The sequence below is a fragment of the Paenibacillus sp. WG02 genome (genome assembly GCF_055396115.1).
This window is the reverse complement of the sequence record NZ_AP036016.1, coordinates 4,955,699-4,981,887: the sequence shown is the minus strand read 5'-3', so window position 1 is coordinate 4,981,887 and position 26,189 is coordinate 4,955,699. Positions and strand designations below refer to the sequence as shown.

Below are 26,189 nucleotides of genomic sequence, written 5' to 3'. Positions count from 1 at the left end.
AGGGGGGATTCTGCCGATGACAAAGCTTTATTTAATCCGACATGGGGAAACGATGTGGAATGTGGAGCGCCGAATGCAAGGTCACTTGGATTCACCACTTTCAGCTTTAGGGGAGCAGCAAGCCTCCTGGTTGTCAGATGCTTTGAAGGATGTTCACTTTGATGTGCTATATGCGAGCAGCAGCGGTCGTACTTTGCAAACGGCGAATATCGTAAAAGGTTCGCGTGAATTGGAGATCCATGCCTCGGATGAGTGGAAAGAAATGAATTTGGGTGCTTGGGAGGGGCGGATTTCGGCCGAAATTGCAGATTTGGATCCTGACAACTTCCATGCGTTCTGGAATGCACCTGAATTGTATAGACCAACGCAAGGTGAGTCCTATGCTGATTTGCAGGCTCGCGTCATACCAGCCATTGTGCAGCTGTTAGGGGAACATGCAGGCAAAACAATAGGCTTAATTTCACACACAGTCACACTGAAAATGATCATGGCCTACTTCGAACGAAGAGCTCTTTCAGATTTGTGGAACCCGCCATATTTTCACCCGACTTGCTTAAGTGTTGTCGAAATAATTGATAACGAGCCTCATATCCGGCTTCACGGAGATACGTCCCATTTTCAAGAGGAAGCATTCGGTTTCTAAAATACGATATCAATTGGAGGAATTATTCATGATCTTAGAAGTAGCCATCCTTCCTGTAATTGCAGGGAAAAATGCGGAGTTCGAAACGGCGTTTCGCCAAGCCTCATCTATTATTTCATCGATGAAAGGATACATTTCCCATGAGCTGCAAACGTGCATCGAGGATAGCAATAAATACTTGCTGCTCGTTCGTTGGGAAACATTGGAGGATCACACTGTAGGGTTCCGTGGCTCTGAAGAGTATCAAGAATGGCGGAAGCTGCTGCATCATTTCTATGACCCATTCCCGGTGGTCGAACACTATACGTTGACACAAAAGTATCATTAACGGCTGTTGCGGTCTAAAATGCATCAAACGAGCGTAGGATGGATTGATACGAACCATCAAACCATCCTGTAAACGAGGTGATCCTCATGAGTGGTCGAAGCTTGCCATCCAGACAGATCAACATCGTCTTACGGCAGCCAGAGCCTGGCATGCATAGGCGAGCCGTTGATGGAGCAGGCAGCCAGACTCACGCTTCGCCGCTAGCCGATGCCGAGCCGCAGCTCACAGGAAAGAAGACGCCTCTCGAGGGTCCGCTTTCGGAAGTTTTCAAAGAGCTGAATCAACTGATTGGCCTTGATAATGTCAAAGAGTTGGTGCATGAAATCTATGCGCTCTTACAAATTTCGCAATTTCGCGCAGAAGCCGGTCTGCTCAGCAATGCGCACGTGTACCATATGATTTTCAAAGGAAGCCCCGGAACTGGTAAAACGACAGTAGCTAGACTGATGGGGCGTATGTTCCATGCCATGGGCGTTCTGAGCAAGGGTCATTTTATTGAGGTGGAGCGTGCTGATTTAGTAGGAGAATACATTGGACATACAGCGCTTAAGACACGTGAGTTGATGAAAAAGGCGATGGGCGGCATCCTTTTCATTGATGAAGCCTACAGTCTGGCACGTGGAGGAGATAAGGATTTTGGCAAGGAATCCATTGATGCGCTGGTCAAAGGTATGGAGGATAAGAAGAATGAGTTCATCCTTATTCTAGCAGGGTATAGCGACGAAATGGAGCAATTTCTGGCTACGAATCCGGGACTTCCTTCAAGATTTCCCATTCAAATTGATTTCGAGGACTATCCGATTGAACAATTGATTCAGATTACTGAGCTCATGGCTAAAGATCGAGAGTATGTGCTTCTTCCGCAAACGATTGTGAAGTTGAAGCAGCATTTAACCGATGAGAAGGCCGCAACATGGCGTGCATTTAGTAATGCGAGGTATGTTCGAAACATTCTGGAGAAAGCGATGCGGCATCAGGCAGTAAGGTTACTCAGTCAGTATGTAAATGCTCCTTCCAAATTAGAATTAATGTCAATTAGGCCTGAAGATATGAAATTTAAATGAATTTTATAAAGCTATTTAACTTATAACAGTTAAATGGCTTTTTTTTCTTGAATAAAACGATTGACAGATTGGTTGAACGGAGTAAAATAGACAGAGTAATTAAATGGTTGATAATGATTATCAATATTAACATGGTTGAATTTGGGTTTTATTTTTCTATAGGGAGTTGTGATTCATGCGTAAAGTCATCTTAGTGAGTTGGATAGCACTGCTAATGCTGCTTTCTATTCCTTTAACAGCAGGTGCTAAGGCGGAGGATGATCTGGCCAAGGCTGATGAAGGTATTGTTCACGCGATTCAAGCGGCAGAAAGCGGGAAGTTGGAGGATGCCTCCAAAATGTTCGAATCGTTTCAAGTAAATTGGTTGTCCTATGAAGGTGGTATTAAAGGGCGCTCATTGGCCGCCTATCAGAAGATTGAGCAAGCGATGGGTGAAGTATCCTTTCAATCCCTCAAGCAGCCAATTGATTCGCAGAAACTGGTAGAGGCATTAAATAATCTTCACAGTTTGAATAAGAGTTTTATTGATGGCAATATGGATGTTTTCGGTAAAGTGGTTCAGGGCAGTGGAGATACTACGGTGAGTTCATTGGTAGCTTTGCTCGAGAAAGCGGCGGATCAAATGAAGCAGAATGATATCGAAGGTGCTTCAGCAAGTATCCAAAAGCTTCGAAATTCCTGGTTGCAAATCGAAGGCATTGTGCTTACACAATCTTCATCTGTCTATACTTCGATGGAAAGAGACATGGTCACTGCTTACGCTCAGTTGACTGCTGTTCCTGCTCAAGCACATGAGGCTTCAGCAACAATTGCGCGCATGCACGCTGAATTGCAGCCTTTAGCAGCCAAAACAAGCTACACCATGCTGGATGCGACAACGATATTGCTCAGAGAAGGTCTGGAGGCTTTGTTAGTCGTAATTGCCTTACTAGGCTTCCTGAATAAATCGGGTCATGGTGATAAGAAACAATGGATTTGGTATGGCGTGTTCGGGGGCTTGCTTGTTAGTATAGCGCTTGGCATTGTCGTACAACAGTTGTTTTCCACAAGTGCTTTTGGGAAAAACAACTTCTTAATTGCTGGATGTACAGGGATTTTCGCTGCTGTCATGCTGCTGTATATGAGCTACTGGCTGCATAGCAAATCAAGTGTCAATAATTGGCAGAAGTACATACGGGATCAAAGCGTAAAAGCTTTAGCTACCGGAAGTCTAGTTTCTCTCAGTTTGCTTGCTTTTCTTGCTGTTTTCCGTGAGGGTACAGAAACAGCCCTTTTCATGATCGGTATGGCATCCTCTATCTCTTTAAGCTCACTTCTCGGAGGTATAGGGATTGGAGTGGCCGTCCTACTCATTGTCGCCTTTTTAATTCTTAAAATTGGTCTGCGTATTCCAATGCGTCCATTCTTTCTAGTCTCAAGCTTCTTCGTATTTTATCTTTGCTTTAAATTTGCGGGGATGGGTGTGCATGGGCTTCAGTTGGCAGGCTATTTGCCTGCGACGACAGCTTCTTGGCTGCCAAGCTGGGATTTTGTCGCACTGTATCCAACATTAGAAAGTGCAATACCGCAATTCATTCTCCTGGTATCCGCTTTGTTCGCGGTCCTTTGGGACCGTCGTAAAACGATTCAAATGCGAAATATGGCCTTATCCAAATAATATTTTAGAGAAAAGTGGAGGGAACTATCCCATGAATAAAAGTCAAAAACTAATGATTCTAGCAACGGCTACAACACTTATACTCGCAGGCTGCGGTAAAACAGAAACGACAGCAGAAGTGACCAAAGTACCTGTTAAAGAGGGCTCAGCAGCGCTTCTTACAAGTATTGAGCAGTTAAAGGGTCAACTGGACACAAGTAAGGTAAAAGATCCGCAGAAGCAATCCAACCTACTTGAGAACCAGTGGGCTAGCTTCGAAGATGAAGTAAAACCAAAATTCCCAGAATTGTATATGAAAGTTGAGAAGTTTCTGACTCCCTTAGAAGCAGGATTGAAACAAGACAAGCTGGATTATGCCACATTAACGTCGCTAAATAACAATTTGAAAGCAGTCATTACGGAGCTAAGCACCTCCCTTGATGATAATAAAGGTGCAGTCAATAAAGATGTTATTGAGGCATCCAAAGAACTGCAAGAGGCAGCAAAAGCTTATAATAAATACGTTCAAGAACAAGGGAAACAATTAGTAGCTGGTCTCGAACAATTGGATGCTGCAGTGAAGAGCGGCGATTTAAAAAAGGCACAAGATTCCTATGGACAATCTCGAATGCCCTATGAGAGAATTGAGCCTATTATCGAAACTTTTAAAGACTTAGACGGTGTCATGGACGCTCGTGTGAATGATTTCAAAAATGAAAATGATCCTGAATTTACTGGGTATCATCGTATTGAGTATTTGTTGTTTGTTAAAAAGAATGTGAAGGAAGCTGAAGCTTTTTCTTCACGTTTACTAGAAGACGGCAAGAAAATGCAGAAAGCCATTGAAGCCGCTACGATTGAGCCTGCTGATTTTATCGCAGGTGTTGGGGAATTGATGGAAGAAGCACAAGCCAAGAAAATCACGGGTGAAGAAGAGCGTTGGAGTGGAGCTACGATACCTGTTATCCGAGCTAATGTGGAAGGCGCGCAAGCCATCTATGATCTGATTAAAGGTGAGCTTAAAAAGAAAGATCCTGCCCTTGATGAGAAAATCAGCAAAAGCTTAGCCGTCGTTATTGAAACTATGAATACACTTTCACCTGTTGGCACTACTTGGAATGATTTCAGCAAATTAGAACAAAGCAAACAAATAGATTTGAAAAATAAACTGGAGGCATTCGCTGAGCCATTAGTGAAAATGCCAGGAACGTTAAGTAAATAAGGGATTGGAAAGGAGAACAACGGTATGGGTGATAAAATGAATCGCCGCGCTTTCTTAGGAATGACGGCGGCAGGTGCTGCAGGCGTTGTCATTGGGGATTTGCTTGGGAAGGCCCAGAAAGTAATACCTGCCGCTTCCAACAAACAACTAGGTACTGCAAGTGCTGCTGCGAATGAAACCATTTCATTTTATGGAGCTCATCAAACCGGTGTTGTGACTCCGGCTCAGAACTTTGCAAATGTGGCGGCATTTGATGTAACTACGCAGGATGTGAAGGAGCTAAAGGAGCTTCTTCAGCTTTGGACCGAGATGGCAGCGACACTCATGGAAGGCAAGCCTCTCACGGCTGAGCCACAGGAGGGGAAATTCCCGCCGTTGGATACTGGGGAGCAGATCGGCCTCGATACGGGTAAATTAACACTAACCTTCGCTGTTGGTGAGTCTTTGTTCGAAAAAGACGGTGTAGATCGCTTCGGACTTCGTTCTCGTAAACCATCTGGCCTTACGGAAATGCCTATTTTCCATAAAGACTCGCTGCAGGAACAATTGACCCATGGAGACATCATAATTCAGGCTTGTGCTGATGATCCGATGATCTGTTTCCATGCGATTCGTAACTTAGCTAAAGCGGCACGCGGTTCTGCCCATTTGCGTTGGCAGCAAACTGGACAGCTAGGCGTGAAGTCGCAAGGAACGAAGAGGAACTTGTTCGGCTTCAAGGACGGTACGGCTAATCCCGACTTGCAAGATGAACAATTTATGAAAAATAATGTTTGGGTCGAAGCGGGAGACGGCGCGTCTTGGTTTGCTGGAGGTACTTACATGGTTGTTCGCCGTATTCATATGCGGATTGAAACATGGGATCAGCAATCATACTCCGATCAAGAAGAGATTATTGGACGTCAGAAGGTTTCTGGAGCACCTATGGGTGGGCATGGAGAGTTCGATCAGCCTAATTTTGCTAGCGATACCAAAGGTGAAGTTACACCACTTAATTCTCATATCCGCCTTTCAAATCCGCGCACGGGAGAGAATTCAGAGCGTGAGCGTATATTGCGCCGCGGGTATAATTTCATGGATAACCTCGATAGTGTTGGACGAATCAATGCGGGTCTGTTATTCGTTTGTTTTAATCGGAACATTCAAACTCAGTTTGAATCCATCCAGAAAAGATTGACGAATCCGAAGTTTCCTGACAAAATGCTTTCGTATACGGACACAACGGGTGGAGGCTATTTCGCTGTGCTGCCGGGTGTTCCATCGAAAGGTTCGTTTTTGGGACAAAGTTTATTTACTTAAAATAGGTGGAAAGCTACCGAGAGGCCTATGGTCTTTCGGTATTTTTGTGTCTTCAGACAGGAACTTCGTTATAATCGAATTTTCCTCTCCTGCAAATTGACTTTCCCAAGCATTTCCTACACAATGATGAAGGAATACGCCCGTATGGGGCTATTTCGGTCGTTTGAATGCAGCGTAAAGGAGATACCTATGAAAACAACTTCACATATGGTTGAGAAAGAAATTGATGATCGCGCAGTACTCGTAAGTTTAGTCACTCAGAAACAGAAGAAAAATGAATTGTTAGCGGAATACTCACTGCAAGAGCTGGTCAAGTTGGCGGAAACTGCAGGTGTGCTTGTTTTGGAGACATTGACTCAGAACAAAGAAACAAAGGATTCCAAATGGTTTATTGGTAAAGGGAAAGTTGAAGAGCTTAAAGTTCTTTTGGAGGAGCTTGGCGGGAATACGGCAATCTTCGATCAAGAGCTTTCTGGTGCTCAAGTCCGTAACCTAGAGGCTGCCCTAGATGTGAAAATTATTGACCGAACGCAGCTGATTCTCGATATTTTTGCTCAGCGTGCCAAAACACGAGAAGGCATTATTCAAGTTGAGCTGGCGCAGCTTAGCTACCTGCTTCCAAGGCTATCGGGACAAGGCAAGAACTTGTCACGTCTTGGTGGCGGTATCGGGACGAGAGGTCCCGGGGAATCGAAGTTGGAGACCGATCGTCGGCACATTCGCGGACGTATTGATGAGCTGAAGGCGCAGCTAGAAGAAGTTGTTCGTCATCGGACTTTGCATCGTGAACGCCGTAAGAAGACCGGTGTGTTTCAAGTTGCCCTTGTTGGATACACGAATGCAGGGAAATCAACTTTATTGAAACAATTGACGCAAGCCGACGTCTATATTGAGAATCAGTTGTTTGCAACGTTGGATCCGACATCGCGGACGATGGAATTGCCAAGCGGCAAAGAGATCGTGCTAACAGACACCGTAGGCTTCATTCAGAACCTGCCGCATGATCTTGTTGCATCGTTCCGTGCTACGCTGGAAGAGGCCAATGAGGCTGATTTGATCCTTCATGTCGTAGATAGTTCAACAGATATGAGAAATGAGCAAATGCGGGTTGTCGCTGAGGTTTTAGAAGAACTGGGTGCACATCAGAAGGAACAGTTGACTATTTTTAATAAAATAGATCTTTGCTCGCAAGAAGATATGGAGATGCTTTCGACCGAAGGTGAATTTCTGAAAATCAGCGCATACAACCCTGATGATCTGGAACGTCTGCGAATTGCTATTCAAGAGAAGCTGATGGGTGAGAGTAAAGAGTTTCGCATTCCAGCTGATAAGGGAGACATCATTTCACTGATGTACCGAATTGGTGACGTCCTAGAGACGGATGTGGACGGGGAAGATATGCTGTTCAAGGTCCGTGTGAACAAGGATGACTACGTCAAATTGGCCTATCAATTGGTGGCTTATGATCAGCATGCTCAGCAAGAGGCTCAAGATAGTGAGGGAGAGATTTACTAATTATGCAATTTGGGGATAGAGTTATGGCATTAATGGAAAGCGCTGAACGCCAAATAGAGAGCGCTTTTCGCCAGATTGAGAAAACGATTGATCTTAATCAGTGGAAAGTGATTAGCGCTTTCCAAAAACATAAGGTAAGCGATTACCACTTTGCTTCTTCGACAGGCTATGGCTACAATGATCGTGGCAGAGAGGTGCTCGATCTTGTCTATGCTGATGCGATGGGGGCAGAAGCGGCACTTGTACGCCCGCACTTTGTATCAGGTACGCATACGATTGGCACAGCGTTGTTCGGTGTTCTGCGACCAGGCGAACATCTACTTTACATAACGGGTAAGCCCTATGATACGTTGCATAAGGTCATTGGAAAGCCTGGCGACGGGATGGGATCTTTGCAGGACTTTGGCATCGCGTACAGCGAGGTTGCGCTGACTGAGGATGGCGCACCGGACTGGTCAGCCATCGCGGCTGCCATTCAGCCGAACACGAAGGTGATCGGGATACAGCGTTCGCGCGGCTACTCGTGGCGGCCTTCGTTCACGGTTGAACAAATCGGAGAAATGGTCCGATTCGTCAAAGAAGTGAACCCGGACCTGATCGTCTTCGTCGATAATTGCTACGGCGAATTCACCGAGCTGCAGGAGCCAACGCAGGTTGGCGTAGATCTCATGGCCGGCTCGCTGATCAAGAACCCCGGCGGCGGTATCGCCCCATCCGGAGGCTATATTGCCGGGCGGCGCGACCTAGTGGAGCTCGCCGCCTACAGACTGACCGCCCCCGGTATCGGGGGCGAGGTTGGTGCCATGCTCGGCGCTACGCGAGCAATGTTTCAAGGGCTTTTCCTTGCCCCTCATCTGGTGGGGCAAGCTGTCAAGGGCTCAGTCTTCGCAGCTAGCGTGTTCGAAGAGCTGGGCTTCGAAAGCCATCCGCGCTGGCAAACGCCGCGCACAGATCTGATACAAGCGATCCGCTTCACGTCGGCGGATCACTTGATCACCTTCGTGCAGGGCATCCAGAAGGCGGCTGCCGTTGATTCGCACGTTGTGCCGGAGCCGTGGGATATGCCCGGCTATGAGCATCCCGTCATTATGGCGGCCGGGACATTCATCCAAGGCGGCAGTCTGGAGCTGTCCGCGGATGCGCCGATTCGTGAGCCTTATATCGCTTATTTACAGGGCGGACTCACCTACTCACACTGTAAGTTAGGGGTACTAACAGCAATCCAACATATGGAAGACAAGGGATTGTTGTGAAAAATTAGACTGTGAACAAACCTAACACTCCTTGACACGTTTTTGTTACAAAGGTACAATAGTGGAGAGGTACTTACTGACCAGGAGTGATTAGCATGAGTGATGAGATACGTAGAAATATGGCGTTATTCCCGATCGGGATCGTCATGAAGCTGACTGATTTAACTGCAAGACAAATTCGTTACTATGAGCAGCATGAACTTATTATTCCAGCTAGAACAGCTGGTAATCAACGTTTGTATTCGTTTAATGATGTAGAACGACTTCTTGAAATTAAAGATTTAATTGAAAAAGGTGTGAACATCGCCGGGATCAAGCAGGTTCTTATCCCTGTCGATAAAGATTCAGAAGATGCAACGATTTTGAACGAACACACAGAAGTGAAGCGTAAAGAATTAACCGACTCCCAACTGCACAAAATGCTTAAGCAGCAGTTGATTGGCGGAGGTAAACGCCCTGATCAGGTTTCTCTGATTCAAGGTCAGCTTTCCCGTTTTTATAAATAGCATTTCTTAATCGTTTGTAAATTGAGAGGAGACTGCACACGTGAGCTACAACAACAATTTTTCCAAAGAAGACATCTTGCGCATTGCCAAAGAAGAAAATGTTCGGTTCATTCGTTTGCAATTTACGGACTTGATGGGAAGCATCAAAAACGTAGAAATTCCTTACAGCCAACTCGAAAAAGCGCTCGATAACAAGATGATGTTCGATGGTTCATCCATTGAGGGTTATGTGCGTATTGAAGAGTCTGATATGTATTTGTATCCTGATTTGGATACATGGGTTATTTTCCCATGGGTAACCGAGAGCAAAGTAGCACGTTTAATCTGTGATATCTATATGCCAGATGGCAAACCGTTCGCAGGAGATCCGCGTGCCATCTTGAAAAATGCGTTGAAACAAGCCGAAGAAATGGGCTTTACGGCTATGAACGTAGGTCCGGAGCCAGAATTCTTCTTGTTCAAAACGGATGAAAAAGGCAATCCAACAACCGAACTGAATGACCAAGGTGGATATTTCGATTTGGCTCCGATGGATTTGGGCGAAAACTGCCGCCGCGATATCGTGTTGACGCTTGAAGAGATGGGCTTTGAAATCGAAGCATCCCACCACGAAGTGGCGCCAGGTCAACATGAAATCGACTTTAAATACGCAGATGCGATTAAAGCGGTCTGACCAAATTCAAACCTTCAAGCTCGTCGTCAAAACCGTTGCTAGACAGCATGGTTTGCATGCTACATTTATGCCTAAACCATTGTTTGGTATGAACGGTTCTGGCATGCACTGTCACCAATCGTTATTCAAAGGTGATGTGAATGCTTTTTATGATGAGAACGATAAATTAGGTTTAAGTAATGTGGCTAGACATTATATGGCGGGTGTACTTCGTCATGCACGTTCTTTTGCTGCAATTACGAACCCTACGGTTAACTCATATAAACGTCTTGTGCCTGGTTATGAAGCGCCTGTCTATGTGGCATGGTCGGCAAGTAACCGTAGTCCTATGATCCGGATTCCAGCTTCCCGCGGTTTAAGTACTCGTGTTGAAGTTCGTAACCCGGACCCGGCTGCTAATCCTTACTTGGCTCTTGCAGTTATGCTTGCTGCCGGATTGGATGGCATTAAGAACAAAATGCAGCTTCCTCCTCCTACGGATCGTAACATCTACGTGATGACCGAAGAGGAAAGAGAGAGCGATGGCATTCCTACTTTGCCTTTGAACTTGAAACAAGCGTTGGACGAGCTGCTTCGCAATGATGTGATTTGCGATACGCTGGGCGAACATGCTCTTGCTCATTTCTATGAACTTAAAGAAATCGAGTGGGATATGTACCGCACACAAGTTCACCAATGGGAAAGAGATCAATATCTGTCTCTTTACTAATCGCAAAGAAAGTTGATATGGATACAACAATTAGATAAGAAAAGCCCGTCAGCCTTCAGGTACGATTCTGAACTGATGGGCTTTTTCACGCGAAGGAGAGCATAAGGATAATGGATAACTTTCAAATGAATTTGGAAAAGTACGCTGAACTTGTAGTCAAGGTAGGGGTTAACCTCAATAAAGGCCAGGATCTGATGATAGAGTCGCCAATAGAGTCCCTAGAATTGACTAGACTTATCGTGAAGAAAGCCTATGAGGCAGGGGCGAATTTTGTCCAAGTTCACTGGCAGGATGATGTGATAACTCGCAGTAGATTTGAATATGCCCATGACGAAGCTCTTGATTATTACCCAGAGTGGTATACGAGTATGTTGGAACGTTTTGTAGAAAACGGTGGAGCATTGCTGAATATCAAAGTGCCGGATCCTGATCTCTACGCGGGTATTGATGCAAGCATGATTTCTAGAGCATCTAAAGCCATGGCTACGGCTAGATCTAAGTATCAGCACTATGTAAGAACAAGTAAGTTCAGTTGGTGCTTAATCAAAGCGCCTACGGTGGCATGGGCATCCAAAGTGTATGCCGATTTACCAGAAGAACAGCGAATCGATGCGATGTGGGAGGCAATTTTCCGGATAAACCGCGTTTATGAAGATGATCCTGTTGCGGCTTGGCGAGTACATATGGATCAACTGAAGCGCGTTCGCAGCGTGTTAAATGAGAAGCACTATGAGGCGCTTCAATATCGAGCGGCAGGAACAGATTTGCGAGTTGAACTGCCGGAGGGCCACATTTGGCTTGGTGGTGATTCGGAGAACGCAAGTGGAATACGATTCGTAGCGAATATGCCGACTGAGGAAGTATTTACGATGCCTAAGCGAACGGGTGTTCATGGGACGGTATCGAGCACCAAGCCATTAAATGTGAATGGGGCGCTCGTGGATCGGTTTTCGTTCAAGTTCGTGGACGGGAAAGTTGTAGATTATCATGCTGAAGTCGGCTATGAGCACCTAGCGAGGTTGCTGGATATGGATGAGGGGGCGCGATATTTGGGTGAAGTTGCTCTCGTGCCTTTTGATTCGCCGATCTCGAATCTTGACCGCATTTTTTACAATACGGGCATCGATGAGAATGCATCCTGCCATCTGGCCTTAGGCAGCTGCTACCCTATTAATTTGCAGGATGGCGTATCTATTTCAAGTGAAGAGTTGAAAGCTCGTGGTGGGAACACCAGTTTGATTCATGTGGATTTTATGATTGGGACGGCTGATCTTGAGATTGATGGTGTCCTTAGTGATGGTACCGTTGAACCTATTTTCCGTAGTGGAAATTGGGCGCTTGCTTTTTAGTTGAAATTTATCTGATTTCTTTAGCTGATATTTTAGCTTAATTCAAAGGTGAAAGTACTCCTGGGGTTATCAATGGGATAGAGTGCAGGGAGTATAGAGTAGAGAGTATAGAGTATAGAGTATAGAGTATAGAGTATAGAGTAGATGGAAGACGGAAATTGGAATTTGGAGTTTGGAGTTTGGAGATAGAAGATAGAAGCTAGAGGAAAGAAGCTAGAAAATAGAAGTCTCTAGAGACCGCTAATTTGTCCAAAAGTGTTGTGATTTTTAGAATAGAAGTCTTTAAAGACTTCTATTCATAAAAATTGAAGCAAATAGGGGCCAAATATTACCGAATAGAAGCCTCAAGAGGCTTCTAATTCCGTAAAATACGATTTTAATGACGTAATAGCAGTCTCTGAAGACTCTTATCTGAATCCTGAATCCACTGTTCAGCCTTCATGGCTATGGAGGGATTAAAACCGTATCATTAACTTTGAAAATCCATTTTTGGATCGGTTGGCCTACTATCTTTTAAGTTTCTCTATATAATCCAAAGCTCCAAGCATTATAACTGTTTACATCGAAAAGAACCGAGGGACGATTGTCCTCTCGGTTCTTTCTCATTGGTATTGTAGGTAGAATAAGGGCTGTAGGGCTATTACATATCCCGGAACAAACCAATGACACGGCCAAGAATCGTAACATGTTTCAAAAGGATAGGCTTCAATGCCGAGTTCTCTGGTTGAAGACGAATATGATCCTTTTCCTTGTAAAAGCGTTTCACCGTTGCTTCATCGTCTTCAGTCATTGCTACAACAATGTCCCCGTTATTCGCAGTTTGCTGCTGCTTAACGATGACATAATCGCCATTATGAATGCCGGCTTCGATCATACTGTCACCCATGACGCTAAGCATGAACACATTATTATCTCCTACCATGCTTACGGGAAGAGGGAAATAGTCTTCAATGTTCTCAGTTGCTGTAATAGGCACACCTGCTGTAACTTTACCAACGAGAGGTACACGTGCTACAGAAACTGCAAAATGCGTCTCAGCACCGTCAAGTCCTAGAATTTCAATAGCACGAGGCTTAGTAGGATCTCGACGAATCATACCTTTCTTCTCAAGACGCTCTAAATGCCCGTGCACTGTAGAACTAGAAGCTAGTCCAACTGCTTCACCGATTTCTCTAACGGAAGGTGGATACCCCTTATCTTTCACTTCATTCTTAATGAATTCCAATATAGCTTGTTGACGCTGCGAAATCTTACTCAATAGTTATCACTCCAATACTGGGAATCATTACCCAAAGTATAACATAGAACCCGAGTTCGTACAAACATAAGTTCGAGAAAAGTGTTGACTCAAACATGTGTTCGTGTTAATCTAATACCAGAACAAATGTTTGGGAGATGATTACTCATGTATATGGCTTATTCAAACACTAACTCAACACACACACCTCATAGATCTGCTAGCACATCCAAAGGGATGACATTTAATTCTAGTTATACCAAAGCGATTGTTCGCTTCGTCCTATTAGCAGTTATTCTTGGTACTGTGTTTTCATTCGGTGCTATGGTTCAAGCCTATGCAGGGGATGGGGCAGCAATTGCAAGGACCCCAGTTTCCGTTACTTCAATTAACTCTTCTCCGAAAGCTGTCGTGCAAGATCAAGTCGTCATTCAACGCGGAGACACTCTTTGGGATGTTGCTTCCACTCACAAAAAAGGTAATGAGAACATTCGTTCTTATGTTGATAAATTGAAGACAATCAATCATTTAACCACGAGCTCCCTTAAAGAAGGACAGGTTTTATTGCTTCCTTAATTTCATTATGCTTTCCTGATAGAATCTAAATATGATGAGGCTCGGACATGTTCCTATGCCTCTTTTTGTTGTCTCTTGACATTCCTTAATAGGGATGGCAAAGTAGTACTCATATTGAATTTTTGACTGGGAGGATCACAATGAGTGACAACATGGAACAAACTATCGAACGTATTAATGAGCTTGCTCGTAAAGCGAAAACAGTTGGCTTAACAGACGCGGAAATCGATGAGCGCAACGAACTCAGAAAGAAATATATTGAAGCATTCCGTGGCAATCTTAAAGTTCAACTTGATTCCATCAAGTTTACGGACGAAGAGTAATCGCTGCTCATATAGATACAACATTCAAAAGGGGAAATGAATGATGACGTTGAAAGCCGTACTTTTTGATTTAGATGATACGCTTCTGTGGGATGATCGCAGCGTGCAGGAAGCTTTTAAAGCGGCATGTGCGGAAGCTGTAAAGCATGTAGCCGTGAATCCCGAAGAATTGGAAGCTTCTGTTCGCAAAGAAGCGCGTTCTTTATATGAATCTTTTGAAACCTTTGAATTCACGAAAATGATTGGTATTAATCCATTCGAAGGCTTATGGGCGAACTTCACGCAAGGTGAAAATGAGAACTTCCGTAAGCTTGAGAAATTAGCACCAGGATATCGTACGGAGTCTTGGACAAGAGGGCTTGCAGCGTTAGGGATAGAGGATCGTGAGCTCGGGTATAAACTTGGTGAACTTTTTCCAGCAGAACGCCGACGCCGTCCTTACGTATATGAGGAAACGTTCCGAGTATTGGATGCTTTAAAAGGCAGCTATCAATTACTGTTGTTAACGAATGGTTCGCCAGATCTACAAAAGGAAAAATTAGCAGGTGTCCCAAATATCGCACCATACTTTGATCATATCGTGATCTCTGGTGAATTTGGAGTAGGTAAGCCAGCGAAGTCCATTTTTAACCATGCACTTGGACTACTTGGAATAGACGCAGAGGAAGGCATCATGATCGGAGATAAATTGACAACCGATATCCTAGGTTCTGGCAGCGTAGGTATGCGCAATATTTGGATTAATCATCATGGACTCCAAAGTGGAGATGAGATTGTTCCTGCGTATGAGGTTTCCCGTCTTCAAGAAATTTTGCCGATTATTACGAACGGATAACATGAAATAATCAAAAACCCAACGGATGCATAGGACGGTAAGTCCAGCGCAGTTGGGTTTTTTTGTTCATATAATAGATTAAGCTTTAATAAATTCTGGATCATCAATGTTATAAGCAACCCAGCCATCTTTTTCGATGAAGAGACGAACGGCAACGATTTCACGATTATCCATTAGTGTGAAGAAATGGTTCGTGTTTTCAGGAACAGAGATAACATCGCCTGGTTCAAGTTCAACGTCAAAATAGCCAACTTCGCTTTCGGATTTGATAATGAAAATCCCTCGTCCAGAAACGATTGCGCGGATTTCATCTTCCGTATGGGTGTGTACTTGTTCGAATTTCTTCAGCAGTTCTTCAATGTTAGGCGTTGAATCGGAAAGCGCGATAACATCCCAAATTTCATAACCGCGTCTAGCAGCCAAATCACGAATTTCTTCTTCATAAGTGCTAATAATTTGTGCTTTCTCGTCATCACTTAGAATGAATTTCTCACGCAGTGTTTCTGGAAGTTTGTGCGCATCCCAGTGTTCATAAACAACATTTTGACTATCCAAAAAGGCTTTGACTTGCTCTTCGCCTTCAATACGTTCATTCGTATTGCGAATTCTAATTTGTGCCACGCTGCATCCCTCTTTCTGAGTAAATATAATATAGGGATCTTTGACTTACGATCAAAGCCTCTCCTTTAAATTATAGTGGAAATGTAGCTAGCTGTCGATGGTTGAACATAAGAATTTCCGATAAAACCTATAGGTAAATATGATAATTCAAATTCTTTTCATAGAAGCCGGATTCTGTTACACTAAAACATAACATAATTTGTCGTTTTTTTTTATTGTCTATAGCTTTAGGATAAGTTGAAAGGGAGTCATGCAATGATCAAAACACCGATACAAGAGCAGCTTAAAAAGAAGATCATGATCCTAGATGGTGCCATGGGTACAATGATTCAGCAAGAGAACTTAACCGCTGAAGATTTCGGCAGCGATGATCTGGACGGATGTAATGAAATTCTTTGTGTTACACGACCGGATGTAATTCGCAAAATTCATGAAGCTTACTTCGCCGCGGGCGCTGATATGATAGAAACAAATACATTCGGGACCACGAGTGTGGTATTAGCGGAGTATGATTTGCAAGACCGTCATCGTGAATTAAATCTTGCAGCAGCCAAACTGGCTATCGAAGCAGCGAACAAGTATTCGACACCGGAGTGGCCTCGTTATGTAATCGGAGCTATGGGTCCTACGACCAAGACGTTGTCGGTAACTGGTGGAGTCACATTCGCTGGGCTAGAGGAGAGCTATTACGAACAAGCGTTGGCTCTTGTTGAAGCTGGAGTAGACGCACTTCTTTTGGAAACTTCCCAAGATACATTGAACGTAAAAGCAGGCAGTATCGGAATTCGCAGAGCATATGAAACATTAGGTGTTGAACTTCCGATAATGATCTCCGGAACGATTGAACCGATGGGCACAACATTAGCCGGGCAAAATATTGAATCCTTCTATATTTCGTTGGAACATTTGAAGCCTATTTCAATGGGGTTGAACTGTGCTACAGGTCCTGAATTTATGAGAGATCATATCCGTACACTGTCTGATATTGCAGAAACAGCGATTAGTTGTTATCCAAATGCAGGTTTGCCGGATGAGAACGGACATTACCATGAGTCCCCAGAATCTTTGGCTAAGAAGATGGCCGGATTTGCCGAGCAAGGCTGGTTGAATATTGCCGGTGGTTGTTGTGGTACAACGCCTGATCATATTCGAGCCATGGCGGAGACACTCTCTCAGTTTAAGCCAAGAACGCAATATGGTACGCATTTACCAGCTGTTTCAGGGATTGAAACGTTGTTTATTGAGCCAGAAAATCGTCCTATCATGGTTGGCGAACGGACCAATATTTCGGGTTCACGAAAATTCAAACGCCTGATTAAAGAAGGGAAGTTTGAAGAGGGCTCTGAAATTGCCCGTAATCAAGTTAAGAACGGCGCTCATGTTATTGATATTAACCTGCAGGATACAGACATTGACGAGGCTTATGCCGTTGAAGAGTTCATGCAGCAGGTTGTAAAGAAAGTCAAAGTTCCGTTAATGATTGACTCGACATATGACCACATCATTGAGCTCGGACTTAAGTACTCCCAAGGTAAGGCGATCATTAACTCCATCAACTTGGAGGATGGCGAAACGAAGTTCGAAGCCATTTTACCTTTAATCAAACGTTACGGGGCTGCCGTTGTTTGTATTCTTATCGATGAACGAGGTCAGGCTGTATCGCGCGAAGCGAAGATCGAAGTGGCGACTCGGTCTTACGAGCTTTTGACTGAGAAGTATGGCATGAAACCTGAGGATATTATTTTTGATCCCAATATGTTCCCAGTAGGCTCTGGAGATCCGCAGTATATCGGTTCAGCCGTTGAGACGATTGAGGGCATCAAGCTGATTAAAGCAAAATATCCTGCTGCTAAAACAATTCTTGGTTTAAGTAATATCTCATTTGGTTTGCCTGATGCAGGGCGTGAAGTGCTGAACTCCGTCTATCTGTACCATTGTACGAAGGCAGGCCTAGATTATGCCATTGTGAATACAGAAAAATTGGAGCGTTATGCCTCTATCCCGGATACAGAACGTCAATTGGCTGAAGAACTTATTTACAATACGAATGATGAAACACTGGCACAATTCGTTGCCCATTTCCGTGAGAAAAAAGTGGAGAAGAAAGAGAAAATTTCGAATCTGTCTCTGGAAGAAAGACTTGCCTCTTATGTCGTGGAGGGGACCAAAGAAGGGTTAATCCCTGATTTGGAAATCGCTTTACAGACATATTCGCCGCTTGAAGTCATTAACGGACCTCTGATGAGGGGGATGGAAGAAGTAGGACGCCTCTTTAATGGCAATGAATTGATTGTGGCTGAGGTATTACAAAGCGCGGAAGTAATGAAGGCTTCAGTTAATTATTTGGAACCTTTCATGGAGAAATCCGAAACAGCCGTAAAAGGGAAAATTATTTTAGCAACAGTCAAGGGTGATGTACACGATATTGGAAAAAATCTCGTCGAAATCATCCTTTCGAATAATGGCTATAAAATTATTAATCTTGGGATTAAAGTACCGCCGGAGCAAATCATCGAAGCTTATCGAAGAGAGCTACCGGACGCGATCGGTTTATCTGGATTACTTGTGAAATCGGCTCAGCAAATGGTTATCACGGCTCAAGATTTACGTACGGCAGGTGTGGATGTACCGATTTTGGTCGGTGGGGCTGCGCTTACTCGCAAATTCACGAAAACGCGTATTCAACCTGAGTATGAGGGTGTCGTACTTTATGCGAAGGACGCGATGGATGGACTGGATATTGCCAACCGACTGAGTGACCCTGAACAACGCCAACGTCTCATTCAGGAGCTCAGAGAAAGCTTGGAATCCGATGTAATGGATACCGGGAAGAAGGAAGAGAAACTGCCGCAGCTCACAAGGGTGAGTTCGTCTGCTGTCTCCAAGGATCTTCCTGTGCAAGTGCCGCAGGATACTGATCGCCATATCATGAGGGATTACCCGATTAGCCATCTGATGCCTTATGTCAACATGCAGATGCTGCTGGGACATCATCTTGGTTTGAAAGGTAAAGTAGAGCAGCTGCTTAGCGACAAAGATACGAAAGCCCTTCAACTTAAGGATACAGTGGATTCAATTCTCCATGCCGCACAGCATAATGGGATTATTAAAGCCCACGGGATGTACCGTTTCTTCCCAGCACAATCCAGTGGTAACGATGTCATCGTCTATGACCCGCAGGATCACAGTAAAGTGTTAGAAACCTTCACTTTCCCGCGTCAGGATAAAGAGCCTTACCTATGCTTATCCGACTACCTGAAGTCTGTAGAAAGCGGTCAAATGGATTATGTCGGTTTCTTACTTGTGACGGCAGGGCATGATATTAATGAGTTGGCTAAAGAATGGCGGGATAAAGGGGATTATTTGAAATCCCATGCCCTTCAGGCAACGGCACTGGAAATGGCTGAAGGCTTTGCCGAGCGGATTCATCACATCATGAGAGATGTTTGGGGAATAGCCGATCGTGTAGATATGACGATGCATGAGAGATTTGGTGCCAAATATGTGGGACAACGGTTTTCCTTCGGTTATCCGGCATGTCCGAATCTCGAGGACCAAGCGAAATTGTTCAATTTGCTAAAGCCAGAGGATATTGGCGTGGAGTTGACGGAGTCGTTCATGATGGAGCCGGAAGCATCGGTTTCAGCAATCGTATTTGCCCATAAGGAAGCTCGATACTTTAACGTAGGATAGAAAGTTTATGTAAAAAGCGAGGCAGCTTGTACGGACTATACGGTTCCGTCGGCGTCCTCGCTTTACATTTTGGCATTGTGATTTTAGATAGAATGGGGTTTAGATCGTGGACTTGTATTTTTTGGGCACGGGGGCGGGCATGCCCTCCAAACAACGAAATGTCACATCAATTGCTTTAAATTTGCTGGATGAACGCGGAACCTATTGGCTGTTCGACTGTGGCGAAGGGACGCAACAGCAGATTCTGAACTCTCCAGTGAAATTGGGACGAACGGAAATGCTATTCATCACGCATCTGCATGGGGATCACTTGTACGGTTTACCTGGTTTGTTAACGAGTCGATCCTATTTAGGCGGGGATACACCTCTTACGTTATATGGACCGCGGGGTCTTAAAAGTTTTGTTGAGACAGCCCTCTCAGTAAGCGGGGCTCATTTAACGTACACGCTGCAAATCGTGGAAATTGAGGAAGAAGGTCTGATTTTCGAAGATGAAACCTTCCAAGTCGAGACAGCACGACTAGAGCATCGGATTGAATGCTTCGGTTTCAGGATCGTAGAGAAGGATCAGCCCGGCAAGCTGATGCAGGAAAAACTAACGGAACTCGGCATACCGGCAGGTCCGATTTATGGTAAATTGAAGCAAGGCCAATCCATCCAGTTGGAGGATGGTCGTACGCTTCATGGGACTGATTTTCTAGGTGCGCCGATACCCGGACGCATTGTTGTAATTCTTGGTGACACGCGCTACTGCAGCGGTGCTCAGCACTTAGCACGAGGCGCTGATGTGCTTGTGCACGAGGCTACATTCGCTATGGATAAGCAGGAGCTTGCGTATTCGTTTGATCATGCCACTTCAATCGATGCGGCAAGAACTGCTCAGGAAGCGGGCGCGAATGCGCTGATCATGACGCATATCAGCTCGCGATATCAAGGGGATGCCGTAATGGAGCTTTTGCAAGAGGCTCAGAAGATTCACAGCAACAGCTACATAGCTAAAGATTTCTGGAGCTTTGAAGTGCCGCGCAAAGGATGAAAAAAGAGAAGCCTCTTCCAATTAAGGATGGGGCTTCTCGCTTTGCTTATGTGTTCGTTTCGTCTTTTTTTTCCTCAATGAAGCCGCGGATACTTTCTTTGCGGCGCTCATTCTTGGATTCGATGCTTTGTTTTTCGTCGGCAGTTATTTCATCGGCATGTTCGTCCAAGTAGTCTTCAGCTTCGTGCAAATTAGCTATCGTATGATCGATGGCGTTCTGCAAACGGGCTGGATTATCTTCGCGATTGTCTGGCTTTGCCACAGTATTTTTTCCCTCCCTTAAGACGATAGATTGACATCCTGTTATACGATTCCACAAGGTCAATCAGATTATTCATTGTTAAAGAAGTCAATTTCCCTGATTTCTCTCATACAATTAACATAATCCCATGTCAACCGAGGTGATTCTATGGAAATTACACTTGCCGAAGTGCTGCTTTCTATCTTTATGTCCTCGATATTTTGTGTTATGTTTAGGGAAATACGAAATTATTACAGAGACTCAGGCTAGTGCTGCTAGCAGCTGGAATGGAGAATTTTATGCTCGGTTTTGCTATATTATTAGGCTTTAATTTTTTGGGTTATGTGATTCAGATGAGCCTGCACCTGCCCCTACCAGGCAACGTGATCGGGCTCATTCTTTTTACCGCGGCATTGTTCACTAAGGTCATAAAATTGGCTTGGGTAGAAGAAGCGGCTTCACTTTTGACGAGACATATGATGCTATTTTTTATTCCGTTTACGGTTGGTGTTCTAGCATTTATTCCGATCATTGGAGCTAATTGGCTTGCTATATGCGGTGGGACTGTTGGTGCAACGGTGGCTGTTCTTGTAGTAACTGGTTGGGTATCGTCAAAGCTAGGACAGGAGAATACCAAATATGGCGAATAGCATACTGCAGCATCCATTGTTTGGTCTTTCACTAAGTGTAATCAGCTATGCGTTAGCCAATTTGTTGTACCAACGATGGCGGTTTATGCATCCTCTTTTTAGTTGTACGGGGTTCATTATTATTGTATTAGTAAGCTTTCGTATTCCTTATGAGGACTTTAAGCGAGGGGCTGACGTGCTAACACTTTTATTAGGGCCAGCAACCGTTGCGTTAGGCGTACCTCTTTACAAATATAAAGAATTAATACGCAGAAATTTGGCACGTGTCATGATAAGTGTTTTGGCGGGTTCAATTACGGGCATTGCTGCTAGTGCAGCCATTGTGGGGCTATTGGGAGGGAGTCAGTCCATTATCCTAAGTATGCTTCCCAAATCGGTAAGCTCGGCCATTTCCATTGAAATTGCCGCGCGATTAGGCGCGATTCCTGAATTAACAGCGGTACTAACCACTTTAACTGGGCTGCTGGGCAGTATGTTCGGCACTCGGATTTTGAGTTGGTTTCGAATTAGAGATGATATCTCGATCGGCATTGCCATTGGAACAGCGGCTCATGGCATTGGAACAGCCAAAGTATTCAAGGATTCTGAACAGCAAGGAGGATTTGCTGGACTATCCATGGGAATTTGTGGGATTATGACGTCTATTTTATTTATACCCATTTACATATGGTTAAAATAATGCCGTGCATGATGAGAAACAGAGTTCTTAATAAGAGCTCTGTTTTTTTTCATTCTAAAATATATAGATAATGATGATGACAAGTTTGGATGCGTCATTCACGAAATATTACAAATTCTTAATAACACGAAAACGAACACTTAATAATCCTCTGCTAACCTTGAGTTATAAGACTCCAGTTGAAAGGCGTGAGGAAGATGAGTGGACCACTTCTGAATACGGCGCCCCAGCATGCCAAGCTGTCTGTAAGGCTTGCAAGCAGCGCACAAGAAATTGAGCAGGCTATGCGACTTCGATATCAAGTTTTCGTCGAGGAAGAGAAGAACATGAGGATGCTGAATGAGCAGGGGCTTGAGAAAGATGCCTACGACGATTATTGTGATCATCTCATTGTGAAAGATATCGAAACCGAGCAAGTGATCGGTACTTATCGGCTGCTGCCGGGGGATCGAGCTTTGAACGGGATCGGATTTTACTCCGAAACAGAATTTGATCTAACCGCATATTCTGATTTGAAAAGCCAAACGCTGGAGCTTGGACGGAGCTGTATTGCTCCCGAATATCGGGGTGGAAAAGCGATTCAACTCCTTTGGGAAGGAATTGCTGGTTATATAAGTGAGCGAAATTATACGCATTTAATTGGTTGTGCGAGTGTGCATGTGGGCAATTTGGAGGAACTAAATTTGATTTACTCGATGCTGCGCCAAAAGCAGGTGATCACAGACAGATTCGGTATTGAACCGCTTGCGACGCATCGCATACCTGGCCTTGCTCGAATTGAAATTGATTCCAATGAAAAAGAGCTGTTCCGTAAACTGCCGCCTCTTATGAAAGGCTATCAATGGCTCGGAGCAGAGATTGGCGGAGATCCGGCTTATGATGAGTTGTTTGAGACCGTTGATTTCTTTATTATTTTACAAAAAGATCGGGTGACGCGTCGTTATAAACGCCATTTTCTGACTACTTAACCAGGTAAGGAGGACTTACCTTGTACGAATGGATTTCCAAGCTGACATTGAATGAACGAAGGTTAGATCGCATCGAGAGAGTTCTCCGCGTTTTTCCAATAGGGATGATGTCGGCATTTTGTTCTATGTTAGCGTTTGCGCTTCATTGGGCATTCCGAAAAGGGTTTCAAAAACGAGTAGAACACAATTTAATAGATTTACTTGGTGATATGTCAAAGAGTTCATTAAGGGCTATCTCCAAGCAATATGTTCAAAATGTAGTTTATACCCTTTATGAAATTCTTTTCCTTTCTGCTCGGTTGGAAAAGCTTCATGCTAGTCACCTTGACGTGCAAGGAGAGGAATATCTACAAGAAGCACAGCATCGAGCTAAGGGGAAGGGATTCATTGTCTATGCACCGCATGTTGGCAATTTTTTCAACTATTATTGGTATTTGACACAGAAATTTGATTGCTTAACAGTGGCTTCAGCGGGAAGTCCCGAACTTAAACCCCTGTATATGAAGTTTGCCGCTATGGGTTGTAATGGTTTGGATTACGATAGTGTCCCCCCGTTGGAGCTATATCGTACATTGAAAAAGCATGTGCAGAGCGGCGGTGTTATTTTCATCCTTGGTGACTTCTGGAGACCGACCTTTCCATTATCCAGGCTATTTGGCCGACTAACTCGAACGCCTGAAGGTGCAGCCATGTTAGCGCTTGATCACCATGTGCCGGTTGTACCCTTCTATGGGTATCGTGTCAAAGGGTTTAAACATCGATTAGTTTTTGGCTCTCCCCTGCATTTATACGAACAATTTGAGCGTTCAGGACGTTCAGAACGTGCGGAGGCTAATTTGCTTTTGAATGCGTTCATGGAGCGGGTTATCCGTGAGCAGCCTTCGGCTTGGTTTTATTGGTTTAATGTTCATGAACGATGGGAGAAGGTTCCATCAGCAGTCGCCAATAACACAAGTAACGATGTGAGCGGGAGTATAGATTTGACCACGGAAGCAGCAGGATGATTCACACAACGACCAAAAGGATTGGTGATCGACACATGGACACAGGAAGCCACTTATTGTTCGGCGTCACTTTAGCGGGATTAGCATGTTTGGAACCGGCCGTCGCACAGGAACCCGCACTGGCTCATGCCATACTTGCAGGAACACTCATTGGCTCGCATGCCCCTGATTTTGATACCTTGGCACGTCTGAGAGGATATGCAAACTATGTTCGCGTTCATCGAGGGATCACACATTCGTTGCCGGCTTTGTTCATTTGGCCCATCCTTCTAAGTCTTCCCCTTGCTGCCATGTTTGGTGTATGGGAACATCTGATTAGCTTATATCTATGGACTTTTGCGGCAGTTGTGTTACACGTATTTCTAGATTTGTTCAATGTGTATGGCGTCCAGTGCTTTCGTCCATTTTCACAGAAATGGTTCCATCTCGATACCCTCTGTCTTTATGAACCTTTCTTATTTGGTCTTCATGGCTTCGGAGTCCTGCTATGGTTGTTCATCTGGCATGGAAATGGTGGCAGCCATATCGGAGAAATGTTCGCATTGATATATGCGGCAACCTTCCTCTATATAGCTATAAGAGCCTCGCAGCGCAATCGATTCGTTAAGCTCGTAAAAAGTGAATTGAACCTCGCAGATGGCATCTGTCATCTCATTCCGAGTTTAAGTTGGTTTCAATGGCAATTCGTTCTTGAGGGTGACACATGCTTCTATTTAGGAGAAATCCGGCATGGTCGCGTTGTAATTGAAGAGGAATACAGTAAAGCGGATTACAATCAGAACGATTCGCATCCTATTGTTCAGGCTACTATGGCAACAAATGGCGTTCGTGCCTTCTTGCACTTCGCGCAGCGGATTCACGTGTGTTGGAAAGAGAAGAACGACGGTTATGAAGTGCAGTGGCGCGATGTGCGCTTTTGGCACAAACGCAAGCTCCCTTTCGGTGTCAATGTGCTGCTAGACCGGGACATGAACGTGGTAAGTGATACGCTTGGTTGGGATAAGAAGGCTTGGGATCCGCCGTACGTTTGATAGAATTGAAATGAATTGAAAAGCTGAATATTCATATAAAAAGAAGAACACCTCATTACACGATTCAATCGTGATGAAGTGTTCTTTTTTTTAAACTTTAAAGCGTCTGACCAAATTCTCCGCTATATAAAAGCTCGCTTAACTCACGTCTGCCTGATGGGATTTCGCGTTCTTGGAATTTCTCGTCGAGAGCGCTAACGGGGCCACGGTAACCAATGGCGATCACGGCATGAATATCGTACTCTTCAGGGATTTGAAGGGCTTCGCGGGCTTGATTCCGATCGAACCCGCCCATTGCGTGAGTCACTAGACCTTGATTATTGGCTTCCAAAGCGAGGTAGCCCCAAGCAGTGCCAGCATCGAACGCGTGACTTGGGTTATCGCCGCCTCTTGCCGTTTTGGTATGTGAAATGACAAGAGTGAGGACGGGGGCTTTTTCGCACCATTCTCGGTTGCCTGGCATAATGAAGTTGTGAAATTTAGCTCTTTGCTCGGGTGTACGCGCAATTATGAAGCGCCAAGGCTGCAAGTTGCTTCCGGAAGGTGCCCACCTAGCGGCTTCAAAAAGACTAAGGAGAACATCTTCTGTCACTTCTTGTTCGGTAAAGGAGCGTGGCGACCAACGTGTTAGGAATTGAGGGTTGATTTCGTGGTCAGGTTGGCGATTGGATTCGACTTCAGCAGGTAAAGAAGTTGTCATTATGAATTCCTCCTTATTTTGTAATCTTCCTAATATTACCTGATTTTAAATTGAAATACGAGTTTCTGAAAATCCCCTTGAATTGTATGGTTATTCATGATTATGGCAAAACTAGTTGTTATGAAATGAAGGACCAAGAAGAGGTGCGAGAAACCGTGAATTTTACTAGTCATGATGTAATAATTATTGAAAGAGCGCTAAGAACAGCGATGAAATATGATAGGGATGAGCATCGATCAAGAGACTATCGTGAAGTTTTGCTCAAAATGCAAGAAAGTGCAGAACAAGCCCTTCATGTGAATGCTCAGCTTACTAGCACCGATCATGACGGAATACGGTATGATTATGATGATTCATCCGATCTTATGTAGACATACGAAGGTATATTACCTGGCAAC

Annotated in this window: 25 protein-coding genes and 1 pseudogene; 22 read left to right on the top strand and 4 right to left on the bottom strand. The window is 44.5% G+C overall.

All coding sequences use genetic code 11. The features are described 5' to 3' along the window. The first annotated feature begins 16 nt into the window (after window positions 1-16). The 11 genes and pseudogenes from ACBP55_RS22685 to ACBP55_RS22635 all read left to right on the top strand — a co-directional run bounded on the left by ACBP55_RS22685 (window position 17) and on the right by ACBP55_RS22635 (window position 12,197). Window positions 17-643, top strand: a complete 627-nt coding sequence (locus ACBP55_RS22685) for a histidine phosphatase family protein (protein WP_464645135.1) — start codon at window positions 17-19, stop codon at window positions 641-643. Between the two features lie 28 nt (window positions 644-671). Next, the gene (locus ACBP55_RS22680; RefSeq protein WP_464645133.1) at window positions 672-971 is read left to right on the top strand and encodes an antibiotic biosynthesis monooxygenase family protein; all 300 of its coding nucleotides are present in this window, start codon (window positions 672-674) and stop codon (window positions 969-971) included. A gap of 86 nt (window positions 972-1,057) precedes the next feature. After that, window positions 1,058-2,035 carry an AAA family ATPase gene (locus ACBP55_RS22675; protein ID WP_056838995.1) on the top strand — a complete coding sequence of 326 codons (978 nt, stop codon included), beginning with the start codon at window positions 1,058-1,060 and terminating at the stop codon, window positions 2,033-2,035. Window positions 2,036-2,210: 175 nt separating this feature from the next. Then, window positions 2,211-3,692 carry an FTR1 family iron permease gene (locus tag ACBP55_RS22670; protein WP_464645131.1) on the top strand — a complete coding sequence of 494 codons (1,482 nt, stop codon included), beginning with the start codon at window positions 2,211-2,213 and terminating at the stop codon, window positions 3,690-3,692. 31 nt (window positions 3,693-3,723) lie between these two features. Then, window positions 3,724-4,893, top strand: a complete 1,170-nt coding sequence (locus ACBP55_RS22665; RefSeq protein ID WP_464645130.1) for an EfeM/EfeO family lipoprotein — start codon at window positions 3,724-3,726, stop codon at window positions 4,891-4,893. Window positions 4,894-4,917: 24 nt separating this feature from the next. After that, window positions 4,918-6,192 (top strand): iron uptake transporter deferrochelatase/peroxidase subunit, encoded by a 1,275-nt coding sequence (efeB, locus tag ACBP55_RS22660; RefSeq protein ID WP_464645129.1) that lies wholly within the window; start codon window positions 4,918-4,920, stop codon window positions 6,190-6,192. A gap of 189 nt (window positions 6,193-6,381) precedes the next feature. Beyond that, on the top strand, window positions 6,382-7,707 hold the full coding sequence (gene hflX, locus ACBP55_RS22655) for a GTPase HflX (RefSeq protein WP_464645128.1): 1,326 nt from the start codon (window positions 6,382-6,384) through the stop codon (window positions 7,705-7,707). A gap of 32 nt (window positions 7,708-7,739) precedes the next feature. Continuing rightward, the gene (locus ACBP55_RS22650; protein WP_464653383.1) at window positions 7,740-8,960 is read left to right on the top strand and encodes a methionine gamma-lyase family protein; all 1,221 of its coding nucleotides are present in this window, start codon (window positions 7,740-7,742) and stop codon (window positions 8,958-8,960) included. A gap of 95 nt (window positions 8,961-9,055) precedes the next feature. Beyond that, window positions 9,056-9,466 (top strand): MerR family transcriptional regulator, encoded by a 411-nt coding sequence (locus tag ACBP55_RS22645; protein ID WP_047676992.1) that lies wholly within the window; start codon window positions 9,056-9,058, stop codon window positions 9,464-9,466. A 40-nt stretch (window positions 9,467-9,506) separates the two neighbouring features. Continuing rightward, window positions 9,507-10,848, top strand: a pseudogene (gene glnA, locus ACBP55_RS22640) (type I glutamate--ammonia ligase). 110 nt (window positions 10,849-10,958) lie between these two features. Continuing rightward, on the top strand, window positions 10,959-12,197 hold the full coding sequence (locus ACBP55_RS22635; protein ID WP_464645127.1) for an aminopeptidase: 1,239 nt from the start codon (window positions 10,959-10,961) through the stop codon (window positions 12,195-12,197). Between the two features lie 640 nt (window positions 12,198-12,837). Here ACBP55_RS22635 and lexA read toward each other — a convergent pair. Further along, on the bottom strand, window positions 12,838-13,455 hold the full coding sequence (gene lexA, locus ACBP55_RS22630) for a transcriptional repressor LexA (protein WP_029195983.1): 618 nt from the start codon (window positions 13,453-13,455) through the stop codon (window positions 12,838-12,840). A gap of 147 nt (window positions 13,456-13,602) precedes the next feature. On the opposite strand from lexA, the gene ACBP55_RS22625 reads away from it, so the two are divergent. The 3 genes from ACBP55_RS22625 to ACBP55_RS22615 all read left to right on the top strand — a co-directional run bounded on the left by ACBP55_RS22625 (window position 13,603) and on the right by ACBP55_RS22615 (window position 15,168). Continuing rightward, window positions 13,603-14,010: a LysM peptidoglycan-binding domain-containing protein gene (locus ACBP55_RS22625; RefSeq protein WP_464645125.1), complete on the top strand. Its 408-nt coding sequence runs from the start codon at window positions 13,603-13,605 to the stop codon at window positions 14,008-14,010. Window positions 14,011-14,150: 140 nt separating this feature from the next. Continuing rightward, window positions 14,151-14,333: a DUF896 domain-containing protein gene (locus ACBP55_RS22620; RefSeq protein WP_029195981.1), complete on the top strand. Its 183-nt coding sequence runs from the start codon at window positions 14,151-14,153 to the stop codon at window positions 14,331-14,333. 43 nt (window positions 14,334-14,376) lie between these two features. Continuing rightward, window positions 14,377-15,168: an HAD family hydrolase gene (locus tag ACBP55_RS22615; RefSeq protein ID WP_464653382.1), complete on the top strand. Its 792-nt coding sequence runs from the start codon at window positions 14,377-14,379 to the stop codon at window positions 15,166-15,168. A 78-nt stretch (window positions 15,169-15,246) separates the two neighbouring features. Here ACBP55_RS22615 and ACBP55_RS22610 read toward each other — a convergent pair whose 3' ends face one another. Further along, entirely contained in the window at window positions 15,247-15,789 is a 543-nt protein-coding gene (locus ACBP55_RS22610) for a 1,2-dihydroxy-3-keto-5-methylthiopentene dioxygenase (protein WP_464645124.1), read from the bottom strand. 255 nt (window positions 15,790-16,044) lie between these two features. On the opposite strand from ACBP55_RS22610, the gene metH reads away from it, so the two are divergent. Both metH and rnz read left to right on the top strand, forming a co-directional pair. Then, window positions 16,045-19,482, top strand: coding sequence for a methionine synthase (metH, locus tag ACBP55_RS22605; RefSeq protein WP_464645122.1), 3,438 nt, complete (start codon window positions 16,045-16,047; stop codon window positions 19,480-19,482). 106 nt (window positions 19,483-19,588) lie between these two features. After that, on the top strand, window positions 19,589-20,518 hold the full coding sequence (gene rnz / locus ACBP55_RS22600; RefSeq protein WP_464645121.1) for a ribonuclease Z: 930 nt from the start codon (window positions 19,589-19,591) through the stop codon (window positions 20,516-20,518). A gap of 46 nt (window positions 20,519-20,564) precedes the next feature. On the opposite strand, the gene tlp is transcribed toward rnz, so the two are convergent. Beyond that, window positions 20,565-20,780, bottom strand: a complete 216-nt coding sequence (gene tlp / locus ACBP55_RS22595) for a small acid-soluble spore protein Tlp (RefSeq protein WP_029195976.1) — start codon at window positions 20,778-20,780, stop codon at window positions 20,565-20,567. A gap of 278 nt (window positions 20,781-21,058) precedes the next feature. Here tlp and ACBP55_RS22590 point away from each other — a divergent pair, with 278 nt between their 5' ends. The 5 genes from ACBP55_RS22590 (at window position 21,059) to ACBP55_RS22570 (ending at window position 25,091) form a co-directional block, all read left to right on the top strand. Continuing rightward, the gene (locus ACBP55_RS22590; protein WP_029195975.1) at window positions 21,059-21,409 is read left to right on the top strand and encodes a CidA/LrgA family protein; all 351 of its coding nucleotides are present in this window, start codon (window positions 21,059-21,061) and stop codon (window positions 21,407-21,409) included. Further along, window positions 21,399-22,088, top strand: a complete 690-nt coding sequence (locus ACBP55_RS22585; protein ID WP_268616536.1) for an LrgB family protein — start codon at window positions 21,399-21,401, stop codon at window positions 22,086-22,088. Before ACBP55_RS22590 ends, ACBP55_RS22585 begins: the two co-directional genes overlap by 11 nt. Before the next feature lie 197 nt (window positions 22,089-22,285). Next, window positions 22,286-23,056, top strand: coding sequence for a GNAT family N-acetyltransferase (locus tag ACBP55_RS22580; protein ID WP_464645118.1), 771 nt, complete (start codon window positions 22,286-22,288; stop codon window positions 23,054-23,056). Between the two features lie 20 nt (window positions 23,057-23,076). After that, on the top strand, window positions 23,077-24,060 hold the full coding sequence (locus ACBP55_RS22575) for a lysophospholipid acyltransferase family protein (RefSeq protein ID WP_464645117.1): 984 nt from the start codon (window positions 23,077-23,079) through the stop codon (window positions 24,058-24,060). A 35-nt stretch (window positions 24,061-24,095) separates the two neighbouring features. Continuing rightward, window positions 24,096-25,091: a metal-dependent hydrolase gene (locus tag ACBP55_RS22570; protein WP_464653381.1), complete on the top strand. Its 996-nt coding sequence runs from the start codon at window positions 24,096-24,098 to the stop codon at window positions 25,089-25,091. A 97-nt stretch (window positions 25,092-25,188) separates the two neighbouring features. Here the strand turns inward: ACBP55_RS22570 and ACBP55_RS22565 are convergent, their stop codons facing one another. Then, window positions 25,189-25,791 (bottom strand): nitroreductase family protein, encoded by a 603-nt coding sequence (locus ACBP55_RS22565; protein WP_464645115.1) that lies wholly within the window; start codon window positions 25,789-25,791, stop codon window positions 25,189-25,191. 155 nt (window positions 25,792-25,946) lie between these two features. On the opposite strand from ACBP55_RS22565, the gene ACBP55_RS22560 reads away from it, so the two are divergent. Continuing rightward, window positions 25,947-26,162, top strand: coding sequence for a hypothetical protein (locus ACBP55_RS22560; protein WP_464645114.1), 216 nt, complete (start codon window positions 25,947-25,949; stop codon window positions 26,160-26,162). Window positions 26,163-26,189 lie beyond the last annotated feature (27 nt).

Excerpts from the sequence above, each read along its gene's own strand:
- ACBP55_RS22650 (WP_464653383.1), top strand. The coding sequence starts at position 7,740 with ATGGAAAGCGCTGAACGCCAAATAGAGAGCGCTTTTCGCCAGATTGAG.
- ACBP55_RS22665 (WP_464645130.1), top strand. The coding sequence starts at position 3,724 with ATGAATAAAAGTCAAAAACTAATGATTCTAGCAACGGCTACAACACTT.
- ACBP55_RS22580 (WP_464645118.1), top strand. The coding sequence starts at position 22,286 with ATGAGTGGACCACTTCTGAATACGGCGCCCCAGCATGCCAAGCTGTCT.
- ACBP55_RS22680 (WP_464645133.1), top strand. The coding sequence starts at position 672 with ATGATCTTAGAAGTAGCCATCCTTCCTGTAATTGCAGGGAAAAATGCG.
- ACBP55_RS22615 (WP_464653382.1), top strand. The coding sequence starts at position 14,377 with ATGACGTTGAAAGCCGTACTTTTTGATTTAGATGATACGCTTCTGTGG.
- ACBP55_RS22565 (WP_464645115.1), bottom strand. The coding sequence starts at position 25,791 with ATGACAACTTCTTTACCTGCTGAAGTCGAATCCAATCGCCAACCTGAC.
- ACBP55_RS22670 (WP_464645131.1), top strand. The coding sequence starts at position 2,211 with ATGCGTAAAGTCATCTTAGTGAGTTGGATAGCACTGCTAATGCTGCTT.
- ACBP55_RS22645 (WP_047676992.1), top strand. The coding sequence starts at position 9,056 with ATGAGTGATGAGATACGTAGAAATATGGCGTTATTCCCGATCGGGATC.
- ACBP55_RS22685 (WP_464645135.1), top strand. The coding sequence starts at position 17 with ATGACAAAGCTTTATTTAATCCGACATGGGGAAACGATGTGGAATGTG.
- ACBP55_RS22585 (WP_268616536.1), top strand. The coding sequence starts at position 21,399 with ATGGCGAATAGCATACTGCAGCATCCATTGTTTGGTCTTTCACTAAGT.
- ACBP55_RS22625 (WP_464645125.1), top strand. The coding sequence starts at position 13,603 with ATGTATATGGCTTATTCAAACACTAACTCAACACACACACCTCATAGA.
- hflX (WP_464645128.1), top strand. The coding sequence starts at position 6,382 with ATGAAAACAACTTCACATATGGTTGAGAAAGAAATTGATGATCGCGCA.
- ACBP55_RS22570 (WP_464653381.1), top strand. The coding sequence starts at position 24,096 with ATGGACACAGGAAGCCACTTATTGTTCGGCGTCACTTTAGCGGGATTA.
- ACBP55_RS22675 (WP_056838995.1), top strand. The coding sequence starts at position 1,058 with ATGAGTGGTCGAAGCTTGCCATCCAGACAGATCAACATCGTCTTACGG.
- ACBP55_RS22620 (WP_029195981.1), top strand. The coding sequence starts at position 14,151 with ATGAGTGACAACATGGAACAAACTATCGAACGTATTAATGAGCTTGCT.
- ACBP55_RS22635 (WP_464645127.1), top strand. The coding sequence starts at position 10,959 with ATGGATAACTTTCAAATGAATTTGGAAAAGTACGCTGAACTTGTAGTC.
- ACBP55_RS22590 (WP_029195975.1), top strand. The coding sequence starts at position 21,059 with ATGCTCGGTTTTGCTATATTATTAGGCTTTAATTTTTTGGGTTATGTG.
- metH (WP_464645122.1), top strand. The coding sequence starts at position 16,045 with ATGATCAAAACACCGATACAAGAGCAGCTTAAAAAGAAGATCATGATC.
- efeB (WP_464645129.1), top strand. The coding sequence starts at position 4,918 with ATGGGTGATAAAATGAATCGCCGCGCTTTCTTAGGAATGACGGCGGCA.